Raw genomic sequence first — 18,696 nt, 5'->3', positions numbered from 1 at the left:
GCTCACCGCAGGCGGTACGCCTGGATGATCCGCTGGGTCACGGTGTTGCCGGCGTCGTCCCGGGCGGTGGCCCGCAACGACGCGTACCCCGGGCCGGCCGGGTGCCGGACGGTGGCCGTCCACGCCCCGCCCTGCTTCTTCACTGTCGCCTTGCGCCAGGTCTTCCCGCCGTCGTAGGAGACGTCGACGGTGAGCGCGACGACCCGGCCGGACGGCGCGCCGGGCTGTCGCTGCACCGCCACCGGCACGGTGAACGTCCGGCCCGCCGGGGCGGAACTGTCCACCGCCAGCGGCGGGGTGAACCGGACCGCCATGGCCGGCAGCCGGGTCGGCACGTCACCCGGAACTCGCTTGGAGCGGAACGTCCAGCTCGCCGACACCTCGGTGCTCAGGTCGGTGAAGTCGCGCTTCGCCACGGTCTCCAGCCGGTAGTTCGCCGCTCCCGGCGGCACTGTGAACTCGCCGTACCCCGGGTAGGGCGATTCGCCGACCAGCTTGCCGTTGCGGTGGAGCCGGGTCTGCTCGACGTCGTTGAACGAACCGCCGGGGTGCCCGGCCGCGTCGCTGTGCACCGGCAGCGAGACCACGATGGTGTCACCGGTACGGGTGATGCCCTGCTCCGGCCACTGCGGCTGCGGGAACGACGGGCCGAACGGGGCCTTGTTCCACTCGTCGCGGTAGGTGTGCCCGGCCCGGTAGCGGGTGGGCACGGCCTCCAGCACCGCCTGCGGCTGGAGCCAGCCCTCCTCGTCCCGCTCACCGAAGGCCAGTTCGGCGCTCCAGCGGGTGCGGGTGACGCTGAGGTGGTCGATCCGCTTGCCCGGCACCTGCACGGGCAGGACGATCGCCGAGCCGCCCATGTTGTAGTCGGGCTCCGGGTACACGACCAGTTCGTTGTCCATCCCCGTGTAGCCGGCGGCGAACCGGTTGACGACGGTGGCCAGGTCGGCGGGCCGGTAGTTCCGGACGAAGCCGGTCGGGAACCGGCCCGGGAACAGCTCGTTCAGTCCGTAGAAGTACGGGCTGCGCTCGGGCGCTGTCGGCTCGACCCACTGGCTGGCGAGCGATCCGACGAACACCTTGTCGGAGACGGTGCGGCCGATCTGGGCCGAGTAGAGGCCCTCGAACCGGTCGGTCCACAGCCCGAAGCTGTTGTAGTAGTCGCCGAATCCCCAGGCCGCTGTGACGTCGATCAGCAGTGGTGCCGCGCCGCGCTGCGGCACCGTGGTGCGGACCGGCTTCGCCCGCCGGGCGTCCAGCGTGAGCCGCTGGTTCCCGGCCACCACCAGTTCCGGCTGGGCGAGGAAGGAGACCTCCGACCAGCCCTCGTCACCGTCGACGAAGATCAGGCTGTGCGCGCCGTACCGGCCCTTCGGCACCCGGATCCGGGTCTCGCCGCCGGCGCCGTAGACGTCCCGGTAGCTGCCGTCGTCGAGCCCGAGCAGAACGGTGTAGTAGCCGTCGGTCAGGGCACCCGAGCGGTTGCGGTGCGTCACGGTCAGGTCGTAGCTCTCCACCTCGCGGTCGACAGCGAGCGGGGTCACCGCCACCGCGTCACCGGCGCGGGCGAGCAGGCGGCCGGTCCAGTAGCCGTCGGCGCCGCCGAGCCGGGTGTCCACCACGACCGTCACCTGGGCGCTGCCGCCCGCCGGGACGGTGAGCCGGGAGGCGCTGAGGGTGAGCATGCCGGCCGGTGCGGCCCGCCCGCCCGGCCCGGTGAACGCGGTGCTCAGGTCCAGCGTGAGCGGGGCGGTCCCGCCGTTGCGGTAGGTGACCGTCCGGCTGATCGGCTGGTCGTCGGTGTGCGGCCAGGTCGCCACGCCGAACGAGACGGACGCCGGTTCGCTCGTCACCTGCTGGGTGATCGCGCGGGCGAGGTCGACCCGGCCCGCGCCCTGCTGGAACGCGGTCTGCTCGGGGTGCGGCTTCGCCGAGGCCATGAGCGTCGCCTTGTAGCGCTCGGGCGTCCAGCCGGGGTGCTGCTGGGCGAGCAGCGCGACCGCGCCGGCCACGTGCGGGGCGGCCATCGACGTGCCGGACAGCGAGGCGTACCGGTCCCCCACCGGGTCGCCGATCTGGCCGTTCGCGGCCCGCGCGGCCACGATCTCCACACCCGGCGCGGTGATGTCCGGCTTGATCGCCCCGTCGCCGACGCGGGGACCGCGGCTGGAGAAGTCGGCAAGCGCGTCGTCCCGGTCCACGGCGCCGACCGCGAGCGCGGCGTCGGCGCTGGCCGGCGAGCCGACCGAGCCGTCGACACCGTCGTTGCCGGCCGAGATCACGAACAGCGTCCCGTGCTGCTCGGTGAGCGTCCCGACCGCCTCCTCCAGCGGGTCCACCTCCGGGGTGTCGCCGCCGCTGAGGCTCATGTTCACGACAGTGGCGTCCTGCTCGGCCGCGGCCCACTGCATGCCGGCCAGGATGGCCGACTCGGTGCAGCCGTAGACCTCGCAGACCTTTGCGGACAGCAGCGTGGCGTCGGGCGCCACGCCCCGGTACTTCCCGCCCGAGGCGGCGCCGCTGCCGGCGATCGTGGAGGCCACGTGCGTGCCGTGCCCGACGATGTCGTCCGGGTCCGCCTCCTCGGTGAAGTTGCGCGACTCGGCGACCTTGCCGGCCAGGTCCGGGTGGGTGAGGTCGACGCCGGTGTCGAGCACCGCTACCCGCACGCCCTTACCCGTGTATCCGGCGGCCCACGCGGTCGGCGCGCCGATCTGCGGCACGCTGTGGTCGAGTGTCAGCCGCCGCCGGCCGTCCAGCCAGATCCGGTCGACACCCCCCGCCGCGTCGAGCCGGGCGCCGGAGCGGTCGGCGCTCACCGCCTTCCAGAGCGCGCCGGTGTCACCCTTGTCGGCGACGACCGCCGCGCCGGCGATCGCCGGCAGGTCGCGGGTCACCCGCGCGCCGGCGAGCGGGGCCGCCGTCCGCCGGGCCACCCCCGGCCGGTACGTCACGAGCAGCGGTACGCTGTCGCGCCGCGCGTCGTCGTAGCCGGCCTCGATCAGCCCGCTCACGTCGAACAGCCGCCGGTCGAGCTTGCCCGCGCGGACCAGCGGGAGCGCGTCCTGCGGCAGCACGGTGAGCCGGTCGCGCTCCCGGCCGACCAGGAACTGGATGCCGGCGCGACCGGCACCGGGGCGTACCGCGGCACGGCCGCCGGGGGCGACGGTGACCCGGTCGCCGGTGATCAGGGTGACGGTGACCGGGCGGGCGCCGGCCTGGGCGGACGGGACGGTCGGTGCGGACGGGCCGGTCGGTGCGGCGGCCAGCGCGGGCACCGGCAGGCCGAGCGCCAGCGCCAGGCCGAGGCCGAGCGCCGTCAGCTTTCTGCGGTTCCGGAGCAACCTTCCTCCTTCGTCGGGCGTTTCATCGATGAGGGACACATCGACGCGGGTATCAGAATTGCATACCGCGTATGCAACGGGAAGTCGCCGATCCGACGGAACCGGCACCGCGTCCCCGGCCCGGCCGGGACGATCGAACGATGACCTCCATGAAGGACCGGATGCTGGCCGGCGAGCCGTACATCGCCGACGATCCGGCGATCATCGCCGACCTGGAGCGCGCGGCCCGGCTCAGCGAGCGGTTCAACCGCAGTTCCGCCGACGACCCGCCCGGCCGCCTCGCCGCGCTGCGGGAACTGCTCGGCTCACTCGGCGAGGACGCCTGGGTCCGGCCACCGCTGTACTGCGACTACGGGTACCAGACGCACATCGGCCCGCGGACGTTCGTCAACTTCAACGCGGTCTTCCTCGACGTCGCCCGCATCACCATCGGCGCCGACGTCCAGATCGGACCGAACGTGCAGCTGCTCACCGCCACGCACCCGGTGGAGCCGGAGGCACGCCGGGCCAAATGGGAATCGGCCCTACCCATCACCATCGGTGACAACGTCTGGCTCGGCGGGGGCGTGATCGTCCTGGCCGGCGTGGCCATCGGCGAGAACACGGTGATCGGCGCGGGCGCGGTGGTCACCCGCGACCTGCCGGCGAACGTGGTCGCGGTAGGTAACCCCGCTCGTCCGATCAGGAGCCTGGCTCAACCGTCCTGAGCTGCGGGAACAACCGTTCCAGCGGATGCGGATTCCCGGCCCGTCGCGCACTCTGGGTAGTAGCACGTTTACCGGGAGGCACGATGGAACGGGTCCTCGAACTGCGGGTGCACGGGGTTTCCAACACCCCGCCGGACCAGCTGCTCGGTCTGAACGCCGGCATCAACGGTGACGGTGCGCAACCAACACTGGTCGCCGGCGGTCAGACCACCGGCTTCTACCGGTCCAGCGCGGCGGGCCGGGACGACCCGATCACCGTCGAGGCGTACAGCTGGGGGCAGTTGACCTCCGGCGCGCGGACCCGGCGGGACGTGGAACGGGCGCTGTGGACGCTGATGCTCCCTTTCGCCCTGGCGAACGTCGCGCTGCACGCCCGCGACGGCATCCCGCCGGACCCGGACCAGGAACGCTGGGCCAGCCGGTCCGGCATCACCGCCTGGCTGATCCGCCTGTTCTGCCTGAGCCTGACCTGCACGCTCGTCCTCACCGTGACCGGCGTCGGCGTGGACCTCGTCGGCTGGCAGTGCGTCGAGACGGACTGCCTCCGCAAGATCCCCGGCCCGTGGGAGTTCCTCGGCGGCTCCTGGTGGCGCGAGGGCACCCGCGCTCTCGCGATCGGGCTGCTGCTGCCACTGCTCGTGCTGGCCGCGATCGGGCTCGTCGCCTTCCGCACCTACCAGTACGAGGCCCAGATGCCCGCCGATCCGCACCACCACGCGCCGGCCCGGGCGGACGGGGAACCGGTCGAACCGCCGCGTGAGCCCTCACGGAACCCGCTCCAGGACCCGACGTTCTGGAACGGGGAGGGTCAACTGCGCCGAGCCGCCGTGCTGCACCTGTGCACCGGTGCGGTCAGCGCCGCCGCCGTACCGGTCGTCGCGGTGCTGATCATGGACCCACCGCGCGGTGTGCGGGCCGCCGTCGCCTGGCCCACAGTGACGCTGCTCGCCGCCGTGGTGGTGATCGCCGTGGTCGCGGTCGCCCGGCCCTGGCTGAGCCGGCGTCAGGGCGCCACCCCGCTCGGCCGGTGGAGCGCGGCGGTCGCGGCGCTCACCGCACTCGGCCTGATCGGGACGTTCGCCCTGCTGCTCCCCGAGGGCGCAGCCGGGCAGCCGCTGTCGACGTACCGCCCGCCGGACGGATGCGCGGCGCAGCCGGACACCCCCGGTTGCCACGCCGACCGGTCCCTGCCCGGGTACGACACCGCTGTCGCCTGGCTCGTCGCGTACCAGGTGCTGTTGCTGCTCGCCATCGCCGCGGCGAACCGCTCCGGCCGCCGGGCGCTGGCCGGGCCCGCCGCCGGGATGGTGCTGCTGCCGCTCGGCGCGACCTGGATCGAACGCGGCCTGCCCGCGCTGCCCGCCGCGCCGGACGAGCTGCACACCTGGATGCTGGTCGGTCCGGCCGTCGCGCTGGCCACCGCCGGGCTGTTCCTGCCCCGCCTGCGGCCGGCGGTGCCGACCCAGCCGCTCGGCGCGTACACCGATCTCGCCTGGCGCGGCTGCGCCCCGGCGGTCATCGCCGGGTTCGGCTGGATGATGGCGGTCGCCTACTGCGCCGGGCTGCTCTACTGGGTCAGCGACCGGCTCGACGCGTCGGCCGAGCCGAGCGGCCCGAGCCGGGTCGTGCCGCCGCTCGCCGTCTTCTGGGCCGGGCTGGCCTGCGCGGTCGGCCTGGCCGCGCTGATCGCGCTGCTGGTCCGGGCCGTCGTCCTGCTGCACCGCCTGCGCCGGGTCGAGTACGCCCGGCTGGCCGACACACCCGGGCTGTCCGCGCACGACCTGCGGCGCTGCCGCGACGTCAGCACGTACCGGGCGCTGCACCGGCTGGTCGGCGAGCAGGCGGTACGGCTGGTGGGCTGCTACGCCGCGTTCTGCGCGATCCTTGTCACCCTCTGCTGCGCCGCCGCCCTGTCCGGCGAACGGCCCAGCCCGCTGTCCCCGTCCGGCTGGCAGACCGCCATCCACTGGACCGCCGAACGCGGCGACGCCGTCCTCGGCTGGCTGCCGGTGGTGATGGCGGCGCTCGGGCTGCTCGTCTACCGCACCGACTCGGTACGCCGCTCGGTCGGCGTGATCTGGGACGTGTGCACGTTCTGGCCCCGGGCCGCCCATCCGCTCGCGCCGCCCAGCTACGCCGAACGCGCCGTACCGGAACTCCAGACCCGGGTGGCGGGCCTGCTGGCGCTGCCGCCGCACCACGGCGACCGGATGGACGGCATCATCCTCTCCGGGCACAGCCAGGGCACCGTCATCTGCGCCGCGGTGCTGCTGCAACTGCCCCGCCGGTGGCGGCTGCGGACCTGGTTCTTTTCGTACGGCTGTCAGCTCACCCGGCTCTACGGCCGGGTCTTCCCGTCCTACTTCGGGCCGGAACGACTGCGGGCGCTGGCCGGTGCGCTCACCTGGCCCGGCGGGCACGTGGCCTGGACGAACTTCTGGCGGGACACCGACCCGCTGGGCTGGCAGGTCAGCGCCGGTCAGCGGGACGTGCCGGTGGCCGACCCGGAGGCGCTGCACCCGTCCGGGGGCGAGGTGGCCGACCCGCCCATCCGCAGCCACAGCGGCTACCCGGAGGCGGTGGAGTTCACCCGCGAGCGCGCGGTGGTGGCGCGGCTGCTGCGCCGCACCGTGCCCTCACCCCGGCAGCGGACCGGCTGACCCGGCGTCACGCCTGCGGTGGGTCGGCCAGGCGTACCACCAGATCGGCGTGCCCGGCCGTGCCGGCCACTCGCCGGGCGTTCTCCTCGTCGCTGCCCAGCGCCCAGGCGCGGGCCTGCTCCGGCGACTTCCCGTACGCCTCGTGGCGGGCGGTGAGCCGGCGCAGCCGCAGCTCCGCGTCCAGGTCCAGGAACCAGATCTGGTGTACGAGGGTGCGCACCTCCTCCCACGGGTCGTCCCGCAGCAGCAGGTAGTTGCCCTCGGTGACCACCAGGCGCACCTCGGGCGGCACCTCGATCGCCCCGGCGACCGGCTCCTCCAGGTCGCGGCGGAACTCCGGCGCCCACACCGACGTCGGTTCCAGCCGGCGCAACCGGCGCAGCACGGAGACGAAGCCGTTGACGTCGAACGTGTCCGGCGCGCCCTTGCGGTCGGCCCGGCCGAGCCGTTCCAGCTCCGACCCGGCCAGGTGGAAGCCGTCCATCGGGACCAGCCGGGCGACCGGGCCGAGCGCGGCCACGATCCGTTCGGCCAGGGTGGACTTGCCCGCGCCGGGCGCGCCGGCGATGCCGAGCAGCTGACGCGGACCGGCCTCGGCCAGCGCCCGCGCTCGGGCGACCAGCTCGTCGAGCGGCAGCACCTCCGCCGGTGGCATCAGCCCAGCACCGGCTCGCTGATGGTGAACCGCGCCTCGACCGCCGCCTGCACCGGCTGCGGCGCCGGATCCATCTCCAGTTCGCGCTCCGGCTCGGCGGAACGCGAGTACGCCGCCCCGACCATCATCATCGGCGGCCCGGCGCTCATCCCGGTGTCGGACAGCTCCCGCAACGCGATCACCCGGGCGCCGAGGGCATCGGCGTACTCCCGGGCCCGGACCAGCGCGTCGGCGATCGCGGCCTGCCGCGCCTCCCGGTAGGCCGGGCTGTCCGGACGCAGCGACCACACCGGCCCGGCCACCTCGACCTGCTCCTGGTCGGCCAGGCGGAGCATCAGCTCGCCGAGCGCGGTGAAGTCGGTGGTCGTCACTGTGGTGCTGACGCTGCCCTGATAGGCCACCACCCGCTCGCCGGAGCGCTTCGTCACCGGCCAGACGTGGACCTGGCCGGTCTCCCGGCGCTCCACCACGGGCCCGGCCGCGTCGAGCAGCGCGCGCACCGCGGCGGCCCGTTCGGCCAGCCGGGTCAACGTGGTCTCCCGGTCCCGGTCCCGCGCCGTCGCCGTCACGGTGAACCGGGCCAGCTCGGGAGCCACCTCCCGGTACGCCTCACCGCGTACCGCCACGACCGGTGCGTCAGCCATGCCGCTCAGCCTAACGGCGGGGTGGCCGGCAGGTGCCCCATGTAGGTGACCGCGCCCGCCGCCTCCCGCACCTCGCTCAGGTGGCCGCCCGCCGCGCCCAGCTCCCGCAGGTACGCCAGCTCGCCCGCGTGGTCGTCGTCGGCCGGGAACTCCCGCCGGTGCGTGGTGAACGTCCGGGCCCGCAGCGTCGCGCGGACGTCCCGCCCCTCGGCGAACCGGTCGGCCAGCGCACCCGCGTCGCCGCCGCGCAGCGCCTCGGTCAGGTCGTTCAGGAACGCGCCGAGCGCGTCCAGTTCGGCGAGGACGCGGTCCCGGTTGCCGAGCAGCATGTTCGCGGTCCGCTCGGGTGGCCCGCCGGCGACCCGGGTGCCGTCGGAGAAGCTGCCGGCGGCGAGCGTCAACACCGCGTCCCGCAACGCCGACCGGTGCACGGTGCCGGCCAGCGCGCCGGCCAGCACGTGCGGTACGTGCGAGGCGAGCGCGGCGGCGCCGTCGTGCTCCGGGGCGGACATCGGCACCACCCGGGCGTGGAAGACGTCCACCAGCAGCACCGCCAGCCGTCGGAACGCGTCCAGGCCGGTCGGCCCCGGGCAGAGCACCCAGGCGGCGCCGTCGAGCAGGTCCGGGTCGGCGGCGCCCGCTCCGGCGCGGTCCGCGCCGGCCATCGGGTGGCCTGGCACGAACCGGTGCCCGAGCCCCAGCACGGTGGCGGCGGTGCTCACCTCGGCCTTGACGCTGCCCACGTCGGTGAGCACGCACCCGTCGTCGGTGACGGCGGCGACCTGGGCCAGCGTCGCCGGCAGCGTGGGCAGCGGGCCGCAGAGGAACACCACGTCCCGCCCGGTGACCGCCTCCTCGACCGTGCCGGGCGCCTCGACGCCCCGGTCGCGGACCTGCTGGCGGGCCGCCGGATCGGGATCCCAGCCGGCCACGTCGACCCCCGCCTCGTGCAGCCGCAGCAGCACCGAGCCGCCGATCAGCCCGGTGCCGACCACCGCCGCCCGCGCCAGCTCGCCCGCCATGTCAGGCCTCGGCGAGCCGCCCGGCCACCGCGTCGACGCGCTCGTCGGACTCGGTGAGCGCCACCCGGACGTGCCGGGCGCCGGCCGGGCCGTAGAAGACACCGGCGGCCACCAGGATGCCCCGGCGGGCCAGCCACTCGACGGTCTCCCAGCAGTCCTCGTCCCGGGTGAGCCACAGGTAGAGCCCGGCCTCCGAGTGCTCGACGGTGAAGCCCGCGCCGGTGAACGCCGCGCGCAGCTTTTCCCGGCGGACGCGGTAGCGCTCCCGCTGGGCGTCGGCGTGCTCCTGGTCGCCGAGCGCGGCCACCATGGCGGCCTGCACCGGGGCCGGCACGATCAGCCCCGCGTGCTTGCGGATCTTGAGCAGCTCGGCCACCAGCGCCGGGTCGCCGGCGACGAACCCGGCCCGGTATCCGGCCAGGTTGGAACGCTTGGACAGCGAGTGGACCGCCAGCACACCGTCGTACGAGCCGCCACACACCTCGGGCGACAGCACCGAGACGGGCTCGGCGTCCCAGCCCAGCGGCAGGTAGCACTCGTCGCTGGCGACCACCGCACCGCGCTCGCGCGCCCACTCGACCACCTTGCGCAGGTGGGCGGCGGGCAGCACCCGGCCGGTCGGGTTGCCCGGCGAGTTGACCCAGACCAGGCGGACCCGGGGATCCGGGCCCAGCGCGGTCAGTGAGTCGGTGCGTACCGTGGTCGCGCCGACGATCCGGGCCCCGTCCTCGTAGGTCGGGTAGGCGACCGACGGCACCACCACCACGTCACCGGGGCCGAGCCCGAGCAGCGTGGGCAGCCAGGCCACCAGCTCCTTGGAGCCGATCGTCGGCAGCACGCCCAGGCCGTCCACGCCCGCGCCGCAGGCCCGCGCGACCCACGCCGCGATCGCGTCCCGCAGGGCGGGCGTACCGGCGGTCAGCGGGTAGCCCGGCGCGTTCGACGCGTCGGCCAGGGCCTGGCGGATCAGCTCTGGTACCGGGTCGACCGGCGTGCCCATCGACAGGTTGATGAGACCGCCCGGATGCGCCGCAGCCGTGGTGGCCGCGGCGTCCAGGGTGTCCCAGGTGAAGTCGGGCAGCCGTGCCGAGACCGGCGAGCGCCGGTTCAGTGGCCCTCGCCGCGCGGCGGCTGCGCGGCGACGAAGGTGGCGTCCTTCTCCACCTTGCCGATCTTCGAGGCGCCACCGGGCGAGCCCAGGTCCTCGAAGAACTCGTAGTTGGCCCCGGTGTAGTCCTTCCACTGCTCCGGGACGTCGTCCTCGTAGAAGATCGCTTCGACCGGGCAGACCGGCTCGCAGGCACCACAGTCGACGCACTCGTCGGGGTGGATGTAGAGCATCCGATTGCCCTCGTAGATGCAGTCGACCGGGCACTCCTCGATGCATGCCTTGTCGAGCACATCCACGCACGGCTCGGCGATGATGTAGGTCACCGGTCTTCTCCTCCGCAGACTCGTCGCGATCACCCGCAACGGTAAGAGCCTAGTATCTCGCCGGGGAGGGGGTCGATCGTGCTCCGACAGCAGGACGTGGGACACCGGATCGTGGTCCGCCGGATTGTGGGGATTCGCGAGGGCCGCACGCTGTTCTCCGACGCGCTCGGCGAGCTCGTGGAGCTCAGCGAGACCCACATCACCCTCTCCACCGACGCCGGTCCGCTGCGCGTACCGGTGGCCGAGGTGCACCGGGCCAAGCGGGTGCCGCCGGCCCGGCGGCCCACCGCCGCCGCCGTGGTCGCGCTGGAGCTGGCCGCCGACGAGGCGTGGCCCGCGCCGGTACGCGGACGGCTCGGCGACTGGCGGCTGCGCTGGGCCGACGGCTGGACCGGCCGGGCGAACAGCGCGCTACCGGTCGGCGACCCGGACCGCCCGCTGCCCGCCGCGCTGGACGCGGTGCAGCGCTGGTACGCCGAGCGCGGCGGGCCCGCCCTGGTGAACACCCCACTGCCGCTGGCCGCCCCGGTCGGCGCGGAGCTGGACGCGCGCGGCTGGACGTCCCGGCCCCCGGTGCTCGTGCAGACCGTCCCGCTGCGCGCCCTGGCCGCGCCGCCGGACGCCGGGCTCGCCGACACGCCGCCGGACTCCGACACGCCGCCGCTCGCCGGCCCGGACGGCACGCCGCCGGTGACTCTGGGCGGCGCGCCCACCGACGACTGGCTGGCCATCTCCGCCAGCCGCAAGGGCGGCCTGCCGGACGCCGCGCGGCACGTCCTCACCGCCGTCGAGCGGGTCCGCTTCGCCGAGCTGCGCGTCGACGGCCGGGTGCTCGCCATCGGCCGGGGGACGGTGACCGGCGAAGGCCGCTGGCTCGGCGTCAGCCTGCTCGAAGTGCTGCCCGAGGCGCGTCGGCGCGGATTCGCCGCCGCTGTCGTACGCGCGCTGGCCGGCTGGGGTGCCGCCGAGGGCGCCGGCCACGCCTTCCTCCAGGTCGAGCAGAGCAACACCGCCGCCGTCGCGCTCTACCGCAGGCTCGGCTTCACCACCCACCACACCTACCTGACCCGGGTGGCCCCGGCGGCCTGAGCGGCGCTCCGGTCAGCGCCGGACGATCCGGCGGGGCCGGGTGCGCTTCATCTCGGCGTACCGCTTGAGCTGGCGGGACCGGTAGTCCCGCCCCAGCGCGGTGAGGATCAGGTAGCCGACCAGCACGCCCGCCGCGGTCGCAGCGAGATAGAGCCAGATCTGGGCGAAGAACAGGCCCGCGCCGCCGCCGAACGGGTTCTCCCCGACCAGCAGCGGGCCGACGAACACGGTGAGCGCCAGCGCGACCGCGACCGCGGCGGCCAGGTCACCGGCCCACCGGCCCAGCGGCCGGTCGGCGCCCCACCGGAAGGCGGTGCCGGCCAGGATCAGCCCGATGACCAGGAACATGGCGAGCGAGACGCGGCCCGAGGCGGTGTCGTCGTCCGGGAACGCGAATCTGATGACCAGCCGGGCCACCACGTTCACCCCGAACAACGCGGCCGCCAGCACAGCTACCGCACGCCACCGCTGACCCATCGCACGCCTCCCGCCGTACCGCCCGCTCCCTCGGCGGGCCTCTGGCAGGAATGTCTACCATCGCCGCCTGTGCGGCGTCAGCACCTCACCGGCCAGGCGGCGGCGTCACCAGGTGCCGGAATCCCACCACCGCGAACGTGACCGCCCCGGTCACGATCAGCGCGAGGCCGAGCACATTGTCGCCGACCAGCCCGAGATCACCCTCGACGGTACGGACACCACCCGCCACGATCACCACGAACCACGGCAGCGCGGCCAGCACGATCGCCCACCGGCCTCCTGTCGACCGGTGCGCGTACGAGCCCAGCAGCACCGTCGCCGCCACCACGGCGGGAACCCCGACGACCGCCGCCCCGATCCCGACCAGCGCCTGCGCCGCGCCGGAGAGCCCTTGCACGACACTCCAGGCCCAGGTCGCGACGATCAGTTCGAGCAGCGCGAGCAGGACGCCGGCCCAGACCGTCACCACTCCGCCGGTCACCCGCAGCGCGCGATCCAGCGCCCGCTCCGCCCGGCTCGGCGGCGCGGCCTCGGGCGGCTGCTCGGCAAGTGTCGACACGGGTACGGCCGGAAGCGTCACCGGAGACCGGCCGCCGCGACCGGGGAGCGCTCCGGCGAGTCCAGGGCGATCCCGGCGAAGAGGTCGTCCTCCCAGCCGTACGGGCCGTGGCCCGGCCCCTTCTCGCCGACCGCGAGCGTGAAGTACTCGACGCCCATGAACTCGCCGCCGAAGTTGCCGGCGATCGAGTAGAGCCAGGAGTTCGCCGGGATCTGGGTGGCGTGGGCGCGCATCGCCGCCTCCTTGGCGGCGTGCTGGTCGGTGCCGTCGATCCGGGCGGCGATCTCCGCGTCCGGCGTGCCGAACGGCAGCTCGTCGGCGCTCTCGATGCCGGCGAACGGGTTGTCCGACGACTCGGTGAACGTCTCCAGGCCGGCGTCGAGCACACTGCGCGGCATGGCCGTCCAGTAGACCTTCGCCGGGGCGATCCCCTCGGCGGCGGCCAGCTCGACCGCCCGCATCGCCACCCGGTGCGCCTGGATGTGGTCGGGGTGGCCGTAGAAGCCGTCCGGGTCGTACGTGACGAGCACCTGGGGGCGGACCTCGCGGATGACGTCCACCAGATATCCGGCGGCGACGTCCAGGTCGGCCTGCCAGAACGCGCGCGGGTGCTCGTTCGTGGCCATGCCCATCATGCCGGAGTCGCGGTAGCGGCCCGCGCCGCCGAGGAACCGGTGGTCGGTCACGCCGAGCGCGGCGCAGGCGGCCGCCAGCTCCCCGATCCGGTAGCCGCCGAGCTGGTCCGCCTCGGCCGCGCAGAGCTGGGCCAGCTCCGGGACGTGGATCTCGCCCTCCTCGCCGAGCGTGCAGGTCACGAGCGTGACGTGGGCGCCGGTGGCGGCGTAGTGCGCCATCGTCGCGCCGGTGCCGATCGACTCGTCGTCGGGGTGCGCGTGGACCAGCAGGAGGCGTCGGTCGGGCAGCGTCGTCACGCCCGTCACTCTAACCGGCGGTCCTGCCCGCTCGACGGTGATGCGTCCGCCCAGGTCGGCCACATCACCTCCGGCACCCGCCTACGCTGCAGGCGTGGACTTTCCCGAGCTGGCCGCCCGTACCCGTCGGTTCAGCCACGGGGCGCCGCGTGCCGTCACCGTCGCGGGCGACGGCGCCCGGGTGATCTTCCTGCGTTCCGCGGGACCGGAGGACCCGGCCGACGCGCTCTGGCTGCTCGACGTCGACAGCGGCGAGGAACGACTGGTGGCGGACCCGGCGGTGCTGCTGGGCACCGACGCCGAGCCGGCCCGCCTCGCCCCCGGCGAGCGGGCGCTGCGCGAGCGGTTGCGGCTCAGCTCCGGCGGCATCGGCTCGTACGCGCTGGACTCGGCCGGCCGGGTCGCCGCGTTCGCGCTGGCCGGGCGGCTGTTCCGGGCGGACCTGGTGCACGGCGACGTGGTCGAGGTGACAGCGGTCGGGCCGGTGATCGACCCGCGCCCCGACCCGGCCGGCGAACGGCTCGCGTACGTCACCGACGCCGCCGAAGGGGTGCGCCGGGGCCAGTTGCGGGTGGTCGAGCCGGACGGCACGGACAACCTGCTCGCCGGCGAGGACAGCGGCGTCACCTGGGGGCTGGCCGAGCACATCGCAGCCGAGGAGTTCCACCGCTACCGGGGCTACTGGTGGGCGCCGGACGGGCGCAGCGTGCTGGCCGCCCGGGTCGACGAGTCCCGCCTGGAACGCTGGTACCTGCACGACCCGGCCGACCCGGCGAGCCCGCCGACGTCGCTCGCGTACCCCGTGGCGGGCGGGTCGAACGCGGAGGTCAGCCTGCACCTGCTCGACCTCGACGGCGGCTGGGTCGACGTGCACTGGGACCGCGAGACCTATCCGTACCTGAGTTCCGTCGACTGGACCGAGGGCGGGCCGCTGATCACCGTGCTGCGCCGTTCGCAGCAGCACGGCCTGGTGCTCGCGGTGGACCCGCGCACCGGGGAGACGCAGGTGCACGCCGAGCTGGCCGACCCGCGCTGGGTGGAGCCCATCCCCGGCACCCCGGCACACCTGCCCGACGGGCGGGTGCTGGTCGGCGGCGAACTGGCCCACGACGGGTACGACGCCCGCTGCCTGTTCGCCGACGGCACGCTGCTCACCCCGCCCTCGCTGTACGTGCGGCGGGTCGTCGGGCGGCTGCCGAACGGCCCGAACGCGGCGGCGGACCTGCTGGTGGAGGCGAGCGAGGGCGAGCCGAGCCAGCGCCACCTCTACCGGGTGCGGACCACCATCGGCGGCGGCATGGACGCCCGCCGGATGGGCAGCGACCCCGGCTGGCACACCGCCTCGATCGGCGGATCCACGCTGGCGGTGGGCATCGCGTCGCTGGAGCACGCCGGGGTCCGCTGGCGGGTGTGGCACGGGGACCGCGAGGCGGGTGAGCTGCGCTCGTTCGCCGCCACCAGCTGGTACGCGCCGCGGCCGACGATGGTCCGGGTGACCGACAGGCGACTGCCCAGCGCGGTGCTCTACCCGGCCGAGCACGTCAAGGGCACCCGGCTGCCGGTGCTGCTGGACGTCTACGGCGGGCCCGGCCATCAGGAGGTGGTGGCGGCCCGCGGTGCCTGGCTGGAACGGCAGTGGTGGGCCGAGCAGGGCTTCGCGGTGGTCACCATCGACAACCGGGGCACCCCGGGCATCGCGCCGTCGTTCGAGAAGGCGATCCACCGCCGGGTCGCCGACGTGATCCTCACCGACCAGGTGGACGCGCTCACCGCGCTCGCCGACAAGCACCCGGATCTGGACCTGGAACGGGTGGCGGTACGCGGCTGGTCGTTCGGCGGCTGGCTGGCCGGGCTCGCGGTGCTGCGTCACCCGGAGCTGTTCAAGTGCGCGATCGTGGGCGCGCCGGTCACCGACTGGGCGCTGTACGACACCGCGTACAGCGAGCGCTACCTCGGCATGCCCGATGACGGGATGGACATCTACGCCCACCACTCGCTGATCGAGCTGGCCGCCGAGCCGCTCGGCGACCCGGCGCAGGCCCGGCCGATGCTGCTGGTGCACGGCCTGGCCGACGACAACGTGCTGGCCGCGCACACGCTGCGGCTGTCCGCGGCGTTGCTGTCCACCGGCCGCCCGCACGCGGTGCTGCCGCTGACCGGCGCGAGCCACCTGGCCGCCGGCGGGGTGTCCGAGCGCCTGCTCCGGCTGGAGCTCGACTTCCTCCGCCGCTACTTGTAAGGAAGGGCCCCTTATTAACGCCTGCGGTAGAGGAAGGGCCCCCTATTAACGCCGCGCGTTAACAAGGGGCCCTTCCTTCGCCTACGGCTACTGCTTGACGTACGCGTTGACGAAGTTCGGGTAGCCGAACACGGAGGAGATGAACACCCCGCCCGCCTTGGACCCGTGCACGTTGTACGCCACGTCCACGTAGAGCGGCACCACCGGCGCGTGCTCCTTCATGATCCGCTCATCGAGCTTGCCCCACTCCGGGCCCTGCTCGGACGGCGGCAGCGCCAGGATCCGGTCCATCTCGGCGTTGATCGCGTCGTCGTTGAAGTACGACTGGTTGCTGTTGCCCTCGGCCTTGATGGTCCGGCCGTCGTAGAGCACCGGCAGGATCGACGCGCCGCTGGGCCAGTCCGCCGCCCAGTTGCCGATGTACAGGTCCCAGGGGTTGTTCTTCTTCTTGACCTCGTCCAGCTTCGCGTCGTCCGGGATGTTCCGGACGGTGATCTTGAAGCCGGCGCGCTCCAGGTTGCCCTTGAGCTGGACCGCCTCCGCCTGCTCGGTCGTGTTGTCGGCGACACCGAGCACCAGCTCCGGCGTCTGGCCGCCGAGCAGCTCCTTGGCCTTCTCCACGTTGCCGTTGGCGCCCGCCGGGTACGCGTCGTACGCCTTGTAGCCGATGGTCGACGGCGGCATCAGCGTGGTGATCGGCTGCGCGACGGTCTGGCCACCGAGCGCCTTGACCAGGCCCTCGCGGTCGATCGCGTAGTTCAGCGCCTGGCGGATCTTCAGGTCCTTGACCCGCTGGGTGTTGATCACGAGCTGGTTGGCGCTCGGGGTCGGGGACAGCAGCGTCCGGGACTTCAGCGCCGGGTCACCGGCCACCTTGGCCACGAGCGAGGCGGGCACCGAGTTGAACGCCAGCGCGCTCTGGTCGGCGCCGTTGTCCGCGATCACCCGGTTGTTCGCGGCGTCGGCGGTCGGCCCGAAGCTCCACACGAACTGGTCCGGGTACTGGTGCCGCACCGGGTCGGTCTTCGCGTCCCAGTTGGGGTTGCGGTCGAGCGTGAGCTGGACCCCGACCTGGTTCTTGGCGATCTTGTACGGGCCGGACGAGAAGGGCTTCTGGTCGAGGTTGACCCCGGTGTCCTTCTCCGGCTTGAGCGGCGCCGTGGTGGGCAGCGAGACCGCGAACGGCAGGTCGCAGCGGGGCTTGGCGAACTCGAAGCGCAGCGTCTTGTCGTCCGGCGTGGTCAGGCCCGGCGGCAGCGACGTCTTGTTCTTCTTGAAGTCCCACTTGGTGTCGTACTGCGCGGTGTCGGCCAGCCACTCCTGGATGTAGGTGGGGCCGCCGGTGAGGTCCGGGTCGAAGGAGCGGGCGATGCCGTACGCGATCTCCTTGGAGGTGATCGGGCTCCCGTCCTCGAACTTCACCCCGTCCTTGATCGTGAATTCCCAGACCTTGCAGTCGTTGTTGACGTTCTTGCCCGGGGTCTCGGCCAGGTCACCCACGAGGACCAGGCCACCCTTGCCATCGTCCTTCCAGGTGGTCAGGTAGCGGGCGAAGAGCGGGTTGGCCATCAGGCCGGCGAACGAGTACGTCCGCTGCGGGTCCAGGTGGGAGATGGGGGTCTCCCGGATGATGGTGAACGTCCCGCCCTTGGCCGCGCCGTCGATCTCGGCAGCCGGCCCCTGCGAGTCCTTCGGGTCGGTCGCGATGACCCCTGTCTGCTGCCGGTTGGTGTCCACCTTGGTGCCCTCGCCCGTGTTCTCCGAGCAGGCACCGAGTGCCACAACCAGTGCGATGGCACCGCCAGCGGCGGCCGCTGCGCGTGGTCGCATGTCCTACCTCCTCCACCCGTGCGCCGAGCGCATCCGCCGACGTCCCGAGGATCGTAAAGAAGAAAAACTACAACTTGGGTAACAGTTGTCGATAAATTTCGTCGCGGTTCAGCCGAGCCGTACCCGCGGGTCGATCACCGCGTAGAGCAGGTCCACGACCACGTTCGCCAGCACCACGAAGACCGCCGCGATCAGCACGGTCGCCATGATCGTCGGCAGGTCCCCCGAGCGGACCGCGTCGACAGCGGTACGCCCCATACCGTTCAGACCGAAGGTCGTCTCGGTGATCACCGTGCCGCCCAGCGCCCCGCCCACGTCCAGACCGGCGATCGTCACCACCGGTGTGATCGCGGCGCGCAGCGCGTGCCGGCCGTACACCTTGCGTTTGGCCAGGCCCTTCGCCCGCGCGGTCCGGACGAAGTCCTCCGACAGTGTCTCCAGCATCTGCGCCCGGGACAGTCGCGCGTAGATCGCGGAGAAGAGGAACGCCAGCGCCACCCAGGCCAGGACCAGCCCGCTCGTCCATTTCAGCGGGTTCTCGAACAGCGAGGTGTAGCTCGGCACCGGCAGCAGGCGCAGGTTGTAGACGAAGACGATGAGCAGCACCGCGCCGACGAAGTAGAGCTGCAACGAGGCGCCGGTCAGCGAGAAGCCGATCGCGGCCCGGTCCAGCCAGCTGCCCCGGCGCAGCGCCGAGAGCATGCCCAGTCCGACGCCGAGCAGCAGCCACAGGATGGCGGCCGGGATGACGATGCTCAGCGTCACCGGCAGCACCCGGGCGATGGTGTCCGAGACCGCCTCGTTCGACACGTACGACCAGCCGAGGCAGGGGGCGTCGCACCGACCGCCCTGGGCGCTGCCCAGGTCCCGGCCGGTGAAGATGCCCTTCATGTAGCCGGCGTACTGGCTGATCAGCGGGTCACGCAGGCCCAGCTCCTGGCGGACCCGCTCCAGTCGCTCCGGGTTGCAGTTCTTCGGGCACATGCCGGTGACCGGGTCGCGCGGCAGCGCGAAGAACATCAGGAAGCTGAGCACGCTCACCGCGAACAGCGTGAGCGCGGCGGACAGCAGCCGGCGGATGAGGAATCGCGTCATGGACCGGCC

Annotated in this window: 15 protein-coding genes; 4 read left to right on the top strand and 11 right to left on the bottom strand. The window is 73.5% G+C overall.

Annotated features, from left to right (window positions below; genetic code table 11):
- Positions 1-2 precede the first annotated feature (2 nt).
- The gene (locus tag O7607_RS16880; protein WP_269704156.1) at positions 3-3,344 is read right to left on the bottom strand and encodes a S8 family serine peptidase; all 3,342 of its coding nucleotides are present in this window, start codon (positions 3,342-3,344) and stop codon (positions 3-5) included.
- 140 nt (positions 3,345-3,484) lie between these two features.
- Here O7607_RS16880 and O7607_RS16875 point away from each other — a divergent pair, with 140 nt between their 5' ends.
- Positions 3,485-4,051: a sugar O-acetyltransferase gene (locus O7607_RS16875; RefSeq protein ID WP_269704155.1), complete on the top strand. Its 567-nt coding sequence runs from the start codon at positions 3,485-3,487 to the stop codon at positions 4,049-4,051.
- Between the two features lie 83 nt (positions 4,052-4,134).
- Positions 4,135-6,711, top strand: coding sequence for a hypothetical protein (locus tag O7607_RS16870; RefSeq protein WP_269704154.1), 2,577 nt, complete (start codon positions 4,135-4,137; stop codon positions 6,709-6,711).
- 7 nt (positions 6,712-6,718) lie between these two features.
- On the opposite strand, the gene O7607_RS16865 is transcribed toward O7607_RS16870, so the two are convergent.
- Genes O7607_RS16865 through fdxA form a run of 5 tightly spaced genes read right to left on the bottom strand, consistent with a single transcriptional unit; the run spans position 6,719 to position 10,466 of the window.
- Positions 6,719-7,366 carry a nucleoside/nucleotide kinase family protein gene (locus O7607_RS16865; RefSeq protein WP_269704153.1) on the bottom strand — a complete coding sequence of 216 codons (648 nt, stop codon included), beginning with the start codon at positions 7,364-7,366 and terminating at the stop codon, positions 6,719-6,721.
- Positions 7,366-8,010 carry an SIMPL domain-containing protein gene (locus tag O7607_RS16860; protein WP_269704152.1) on the bottom strand — a complete coding sequence of 215 codons (645 nt, stop codon included), beginning with the start codon at positions 8,008-8,010 and terminating at the stop codon, positions 7,366-7,368. The genes O7607_RS16865 and O7607_RS16860 overlap by 1 nt, the downstream gene beginning before the upstream one ends.
- A gap of 5 nt (positions 8,011-8,015) precedes the next feature.
- Positions 8,016-9,032: a prephenate dehydrogenase gene (locus tag O7607_RS16855; RefSeq protein ID WP_269704151.1), complete on the bottom strand. Its 1,017-nt coding sequence runs from the start codon at positions 9,030-9,032 to the stop codon at positions 8,016-8,018.
- Between the two features lies 1 nt (position 9,033).
- Entirely contained in the window at positions 9,034-10,143 is a 1,110-nt protein-coding gene (dapC, locus tag O7607_RS16850; protein WP_269706998.1) for a succinyldiaminopimelate transaminase, read from the bottom strand.
- Positions 10,140-10,466: a ferredoxin gene (gene fdxA / locus O7607_RS16845; RefSeq protein ID WP_007464872.1), complete on the bottom strand. Its 327-nt coding sequence runs from the start codon at positions 10,464-10,466 to the stop codon at positions 10,140-10,142. Before fdxA ends, dapC begins: the two co-directional genes overlap by 4 nt.
- A 78-nt stretch (positions 10,467-10,544) precedes the next feature.
- Here fdxA and O7607_RS16840 point away from each other — a divergent pair, with 78 nt between their 5' ends.
- Positions 10,545-11,555, top strand: coding sequence for a GNAT family N-acetyltransferase (locus O7607_RS16840; RefSeq protein WP_269704149.1), 1,011 nt, complete (start codon positions 10,545-10,547; stop codon positions 11,553-11,555).
- Between the two features lie 12 nt (positions 11,556-11,567).
- On the opposite strand, the gene O7607_RS16835 is transcribed toward O7607_RS16840, so the two are convergent.
- The 3 genes from O7607_RS16835 to mshB form a co-directional block, all read right to left on the bottom strand.
- Positions 11,568-12,032 (bottom strand): hypothetical protein, encoded by a 465-nt coding sequence (locus tag O7607_RS16835; protein ID WP_269704148.1) that lies wholly within the window; start codon positions 12,030-12,032, stop codon positions 11,568-11,570.
- Positions 12,033-12,117: 85 nt separating this feature from the next.
- Positions 12,118-12,591 carry a hypothetical protein gene (locus O7607_RS16830; RefSeq protein WP_269704147.1) on the bottom strand — a complete coding sequence of 158 codons (474 nt, stop codon included), beginning with the start codon at positions 12,589-12,591 and terminating at the stop codon, positions 12,118-12,120.
- Between the two features lie 17 nt (positions 12,592-12,608).
- Entirely contained in the window at positions 12,609-13,532 is a 924-nt protein-coding gene (mshB, locus tag O7607_RS16825) for an N-acetyl-1-D-myo-inositol-2-amino-2-deoxy-alpha-D-glucopyranoside deacetylase (protein WP_269704146.1), read from the bottom strand.
- An 85-nt stretch (positions 13,533-13,617) separates the two neighbouring features.
- On the opposite strand from mshB, the gene O7607_RS16820 reads away from it, so the two are divergent.
- Complete coding sequence (locus O7607_RS16820) at positions 13,618-15,762, top strand: S9 family peptidase (RefSeq protein ID WP_269704145.1); 2,145 nt, start codon at positions 13,618-13,620, stop codon at positions 15,760-15,762.
- Positions 15,763-15,849: 87 nt separating this feature from the next.
- On the opposite strand, the gene O7607_RS16815 is transcribed toward O7607_RS16820, so the two are convergent.
- Both O7607_RS16815 and O7607_RS16810 read right to left on the bottom strand, forming a co-directional pair.
- Positions 15,850-17,592, bottom strand: coding sequence for an ABC transporter substrate-binding protein (locus O7607_RS16815; protein ID WP_269704144.1), 1,743 nt, complete (start codon positions 17,590-17,592; stop codon positions 15,850-15,852).
- A 108-nt stretch (positions 17,593-17,700) separates the two neighbouring features.
- Positions 17,701-18,687 (bottom strand): ABC transporter permease, encoded by a 987-nt coding sequence (locus O7607_RS16810; protein WP_269704143.1) that lies wholly within the window; start codon positions 18,685-18,687, stop codon positions 17,701-17,703.
- Positions 18,688-18,696: the final 9 nt, after the last annotated feature.

The sequence above is a fragment of the Micromonospora sp. WMMA1949 genome (genome assembly GCF_027460145.1).
In the GTDB taxonomy this organism is placed as follows: Bacteria; Actinomycetota; Actinomycetes; order Mycobacteriales; family Micromonosporaceae; genus Micromonospora.
The sequence above is the reverse complement of the archived record's forward strand: the minus strand, read 5'-3'. Positions and strand labels throughout refer to the sequence as shown.

Coding starts and splice junctions, on each gene's coding strand:
- O7607_RS16865 (WP_269704153.1), bottom strand. CDS start 7,366: ATGCCACCGGCGGAGGTGCTGCCGCTCGACGAGCTGGTCGCCCGAGCG.
- O7607_RS16860 (WP_269704152.1), bottom strand. CDS start 8,010: ATGGCTGACGCACCGGTCGTGGCGGTACGCGGTGAGGCGTACCGGGAG.
- O7607_RS16855 (WP_269704151.1), bottom strand. CDS start 9,032: ATGGCGGGCGAGCTGGCGCGGGCGGCGGTGGTCGGCACCGGGCTGATC.
- O7607_RS16810 (WP_269704143.1), bottom strand. CDS start 18,687: ATGACGCGATTCCTCATCCGCCGGCTGCTGTCCGCCGCGCTCACGCTG.
- O7607_RS16835 (WP_269704148.1), bottom strand. CDS start 12,032: ATGGGTCAGCGGTGGCGTGCGGTAGCTGTGCTGGCGGCCGCGTTGTTC.
- O7607_RS16815 (WP_269704144.1), bottom strand. CDS start 17,592: ATGCGACCACGCGCAGCGGCCGCCGCTGGCGGTGCCATCGCACTGGTT.
- O7607_RS16870 (WP_269704154.1), top strand. CDS start 4,135: ATGGAACGGGTCCTCGAACTGCGGGTGCACGGGGTTTCCAACACCCCG.
- O7607_RS16875 (WP_269704155.1), top strand. CDS start 3,485: ATGACCTCCATGAAGGACCGGATGCTGGCCGGCGAGCCGTACATCGCC.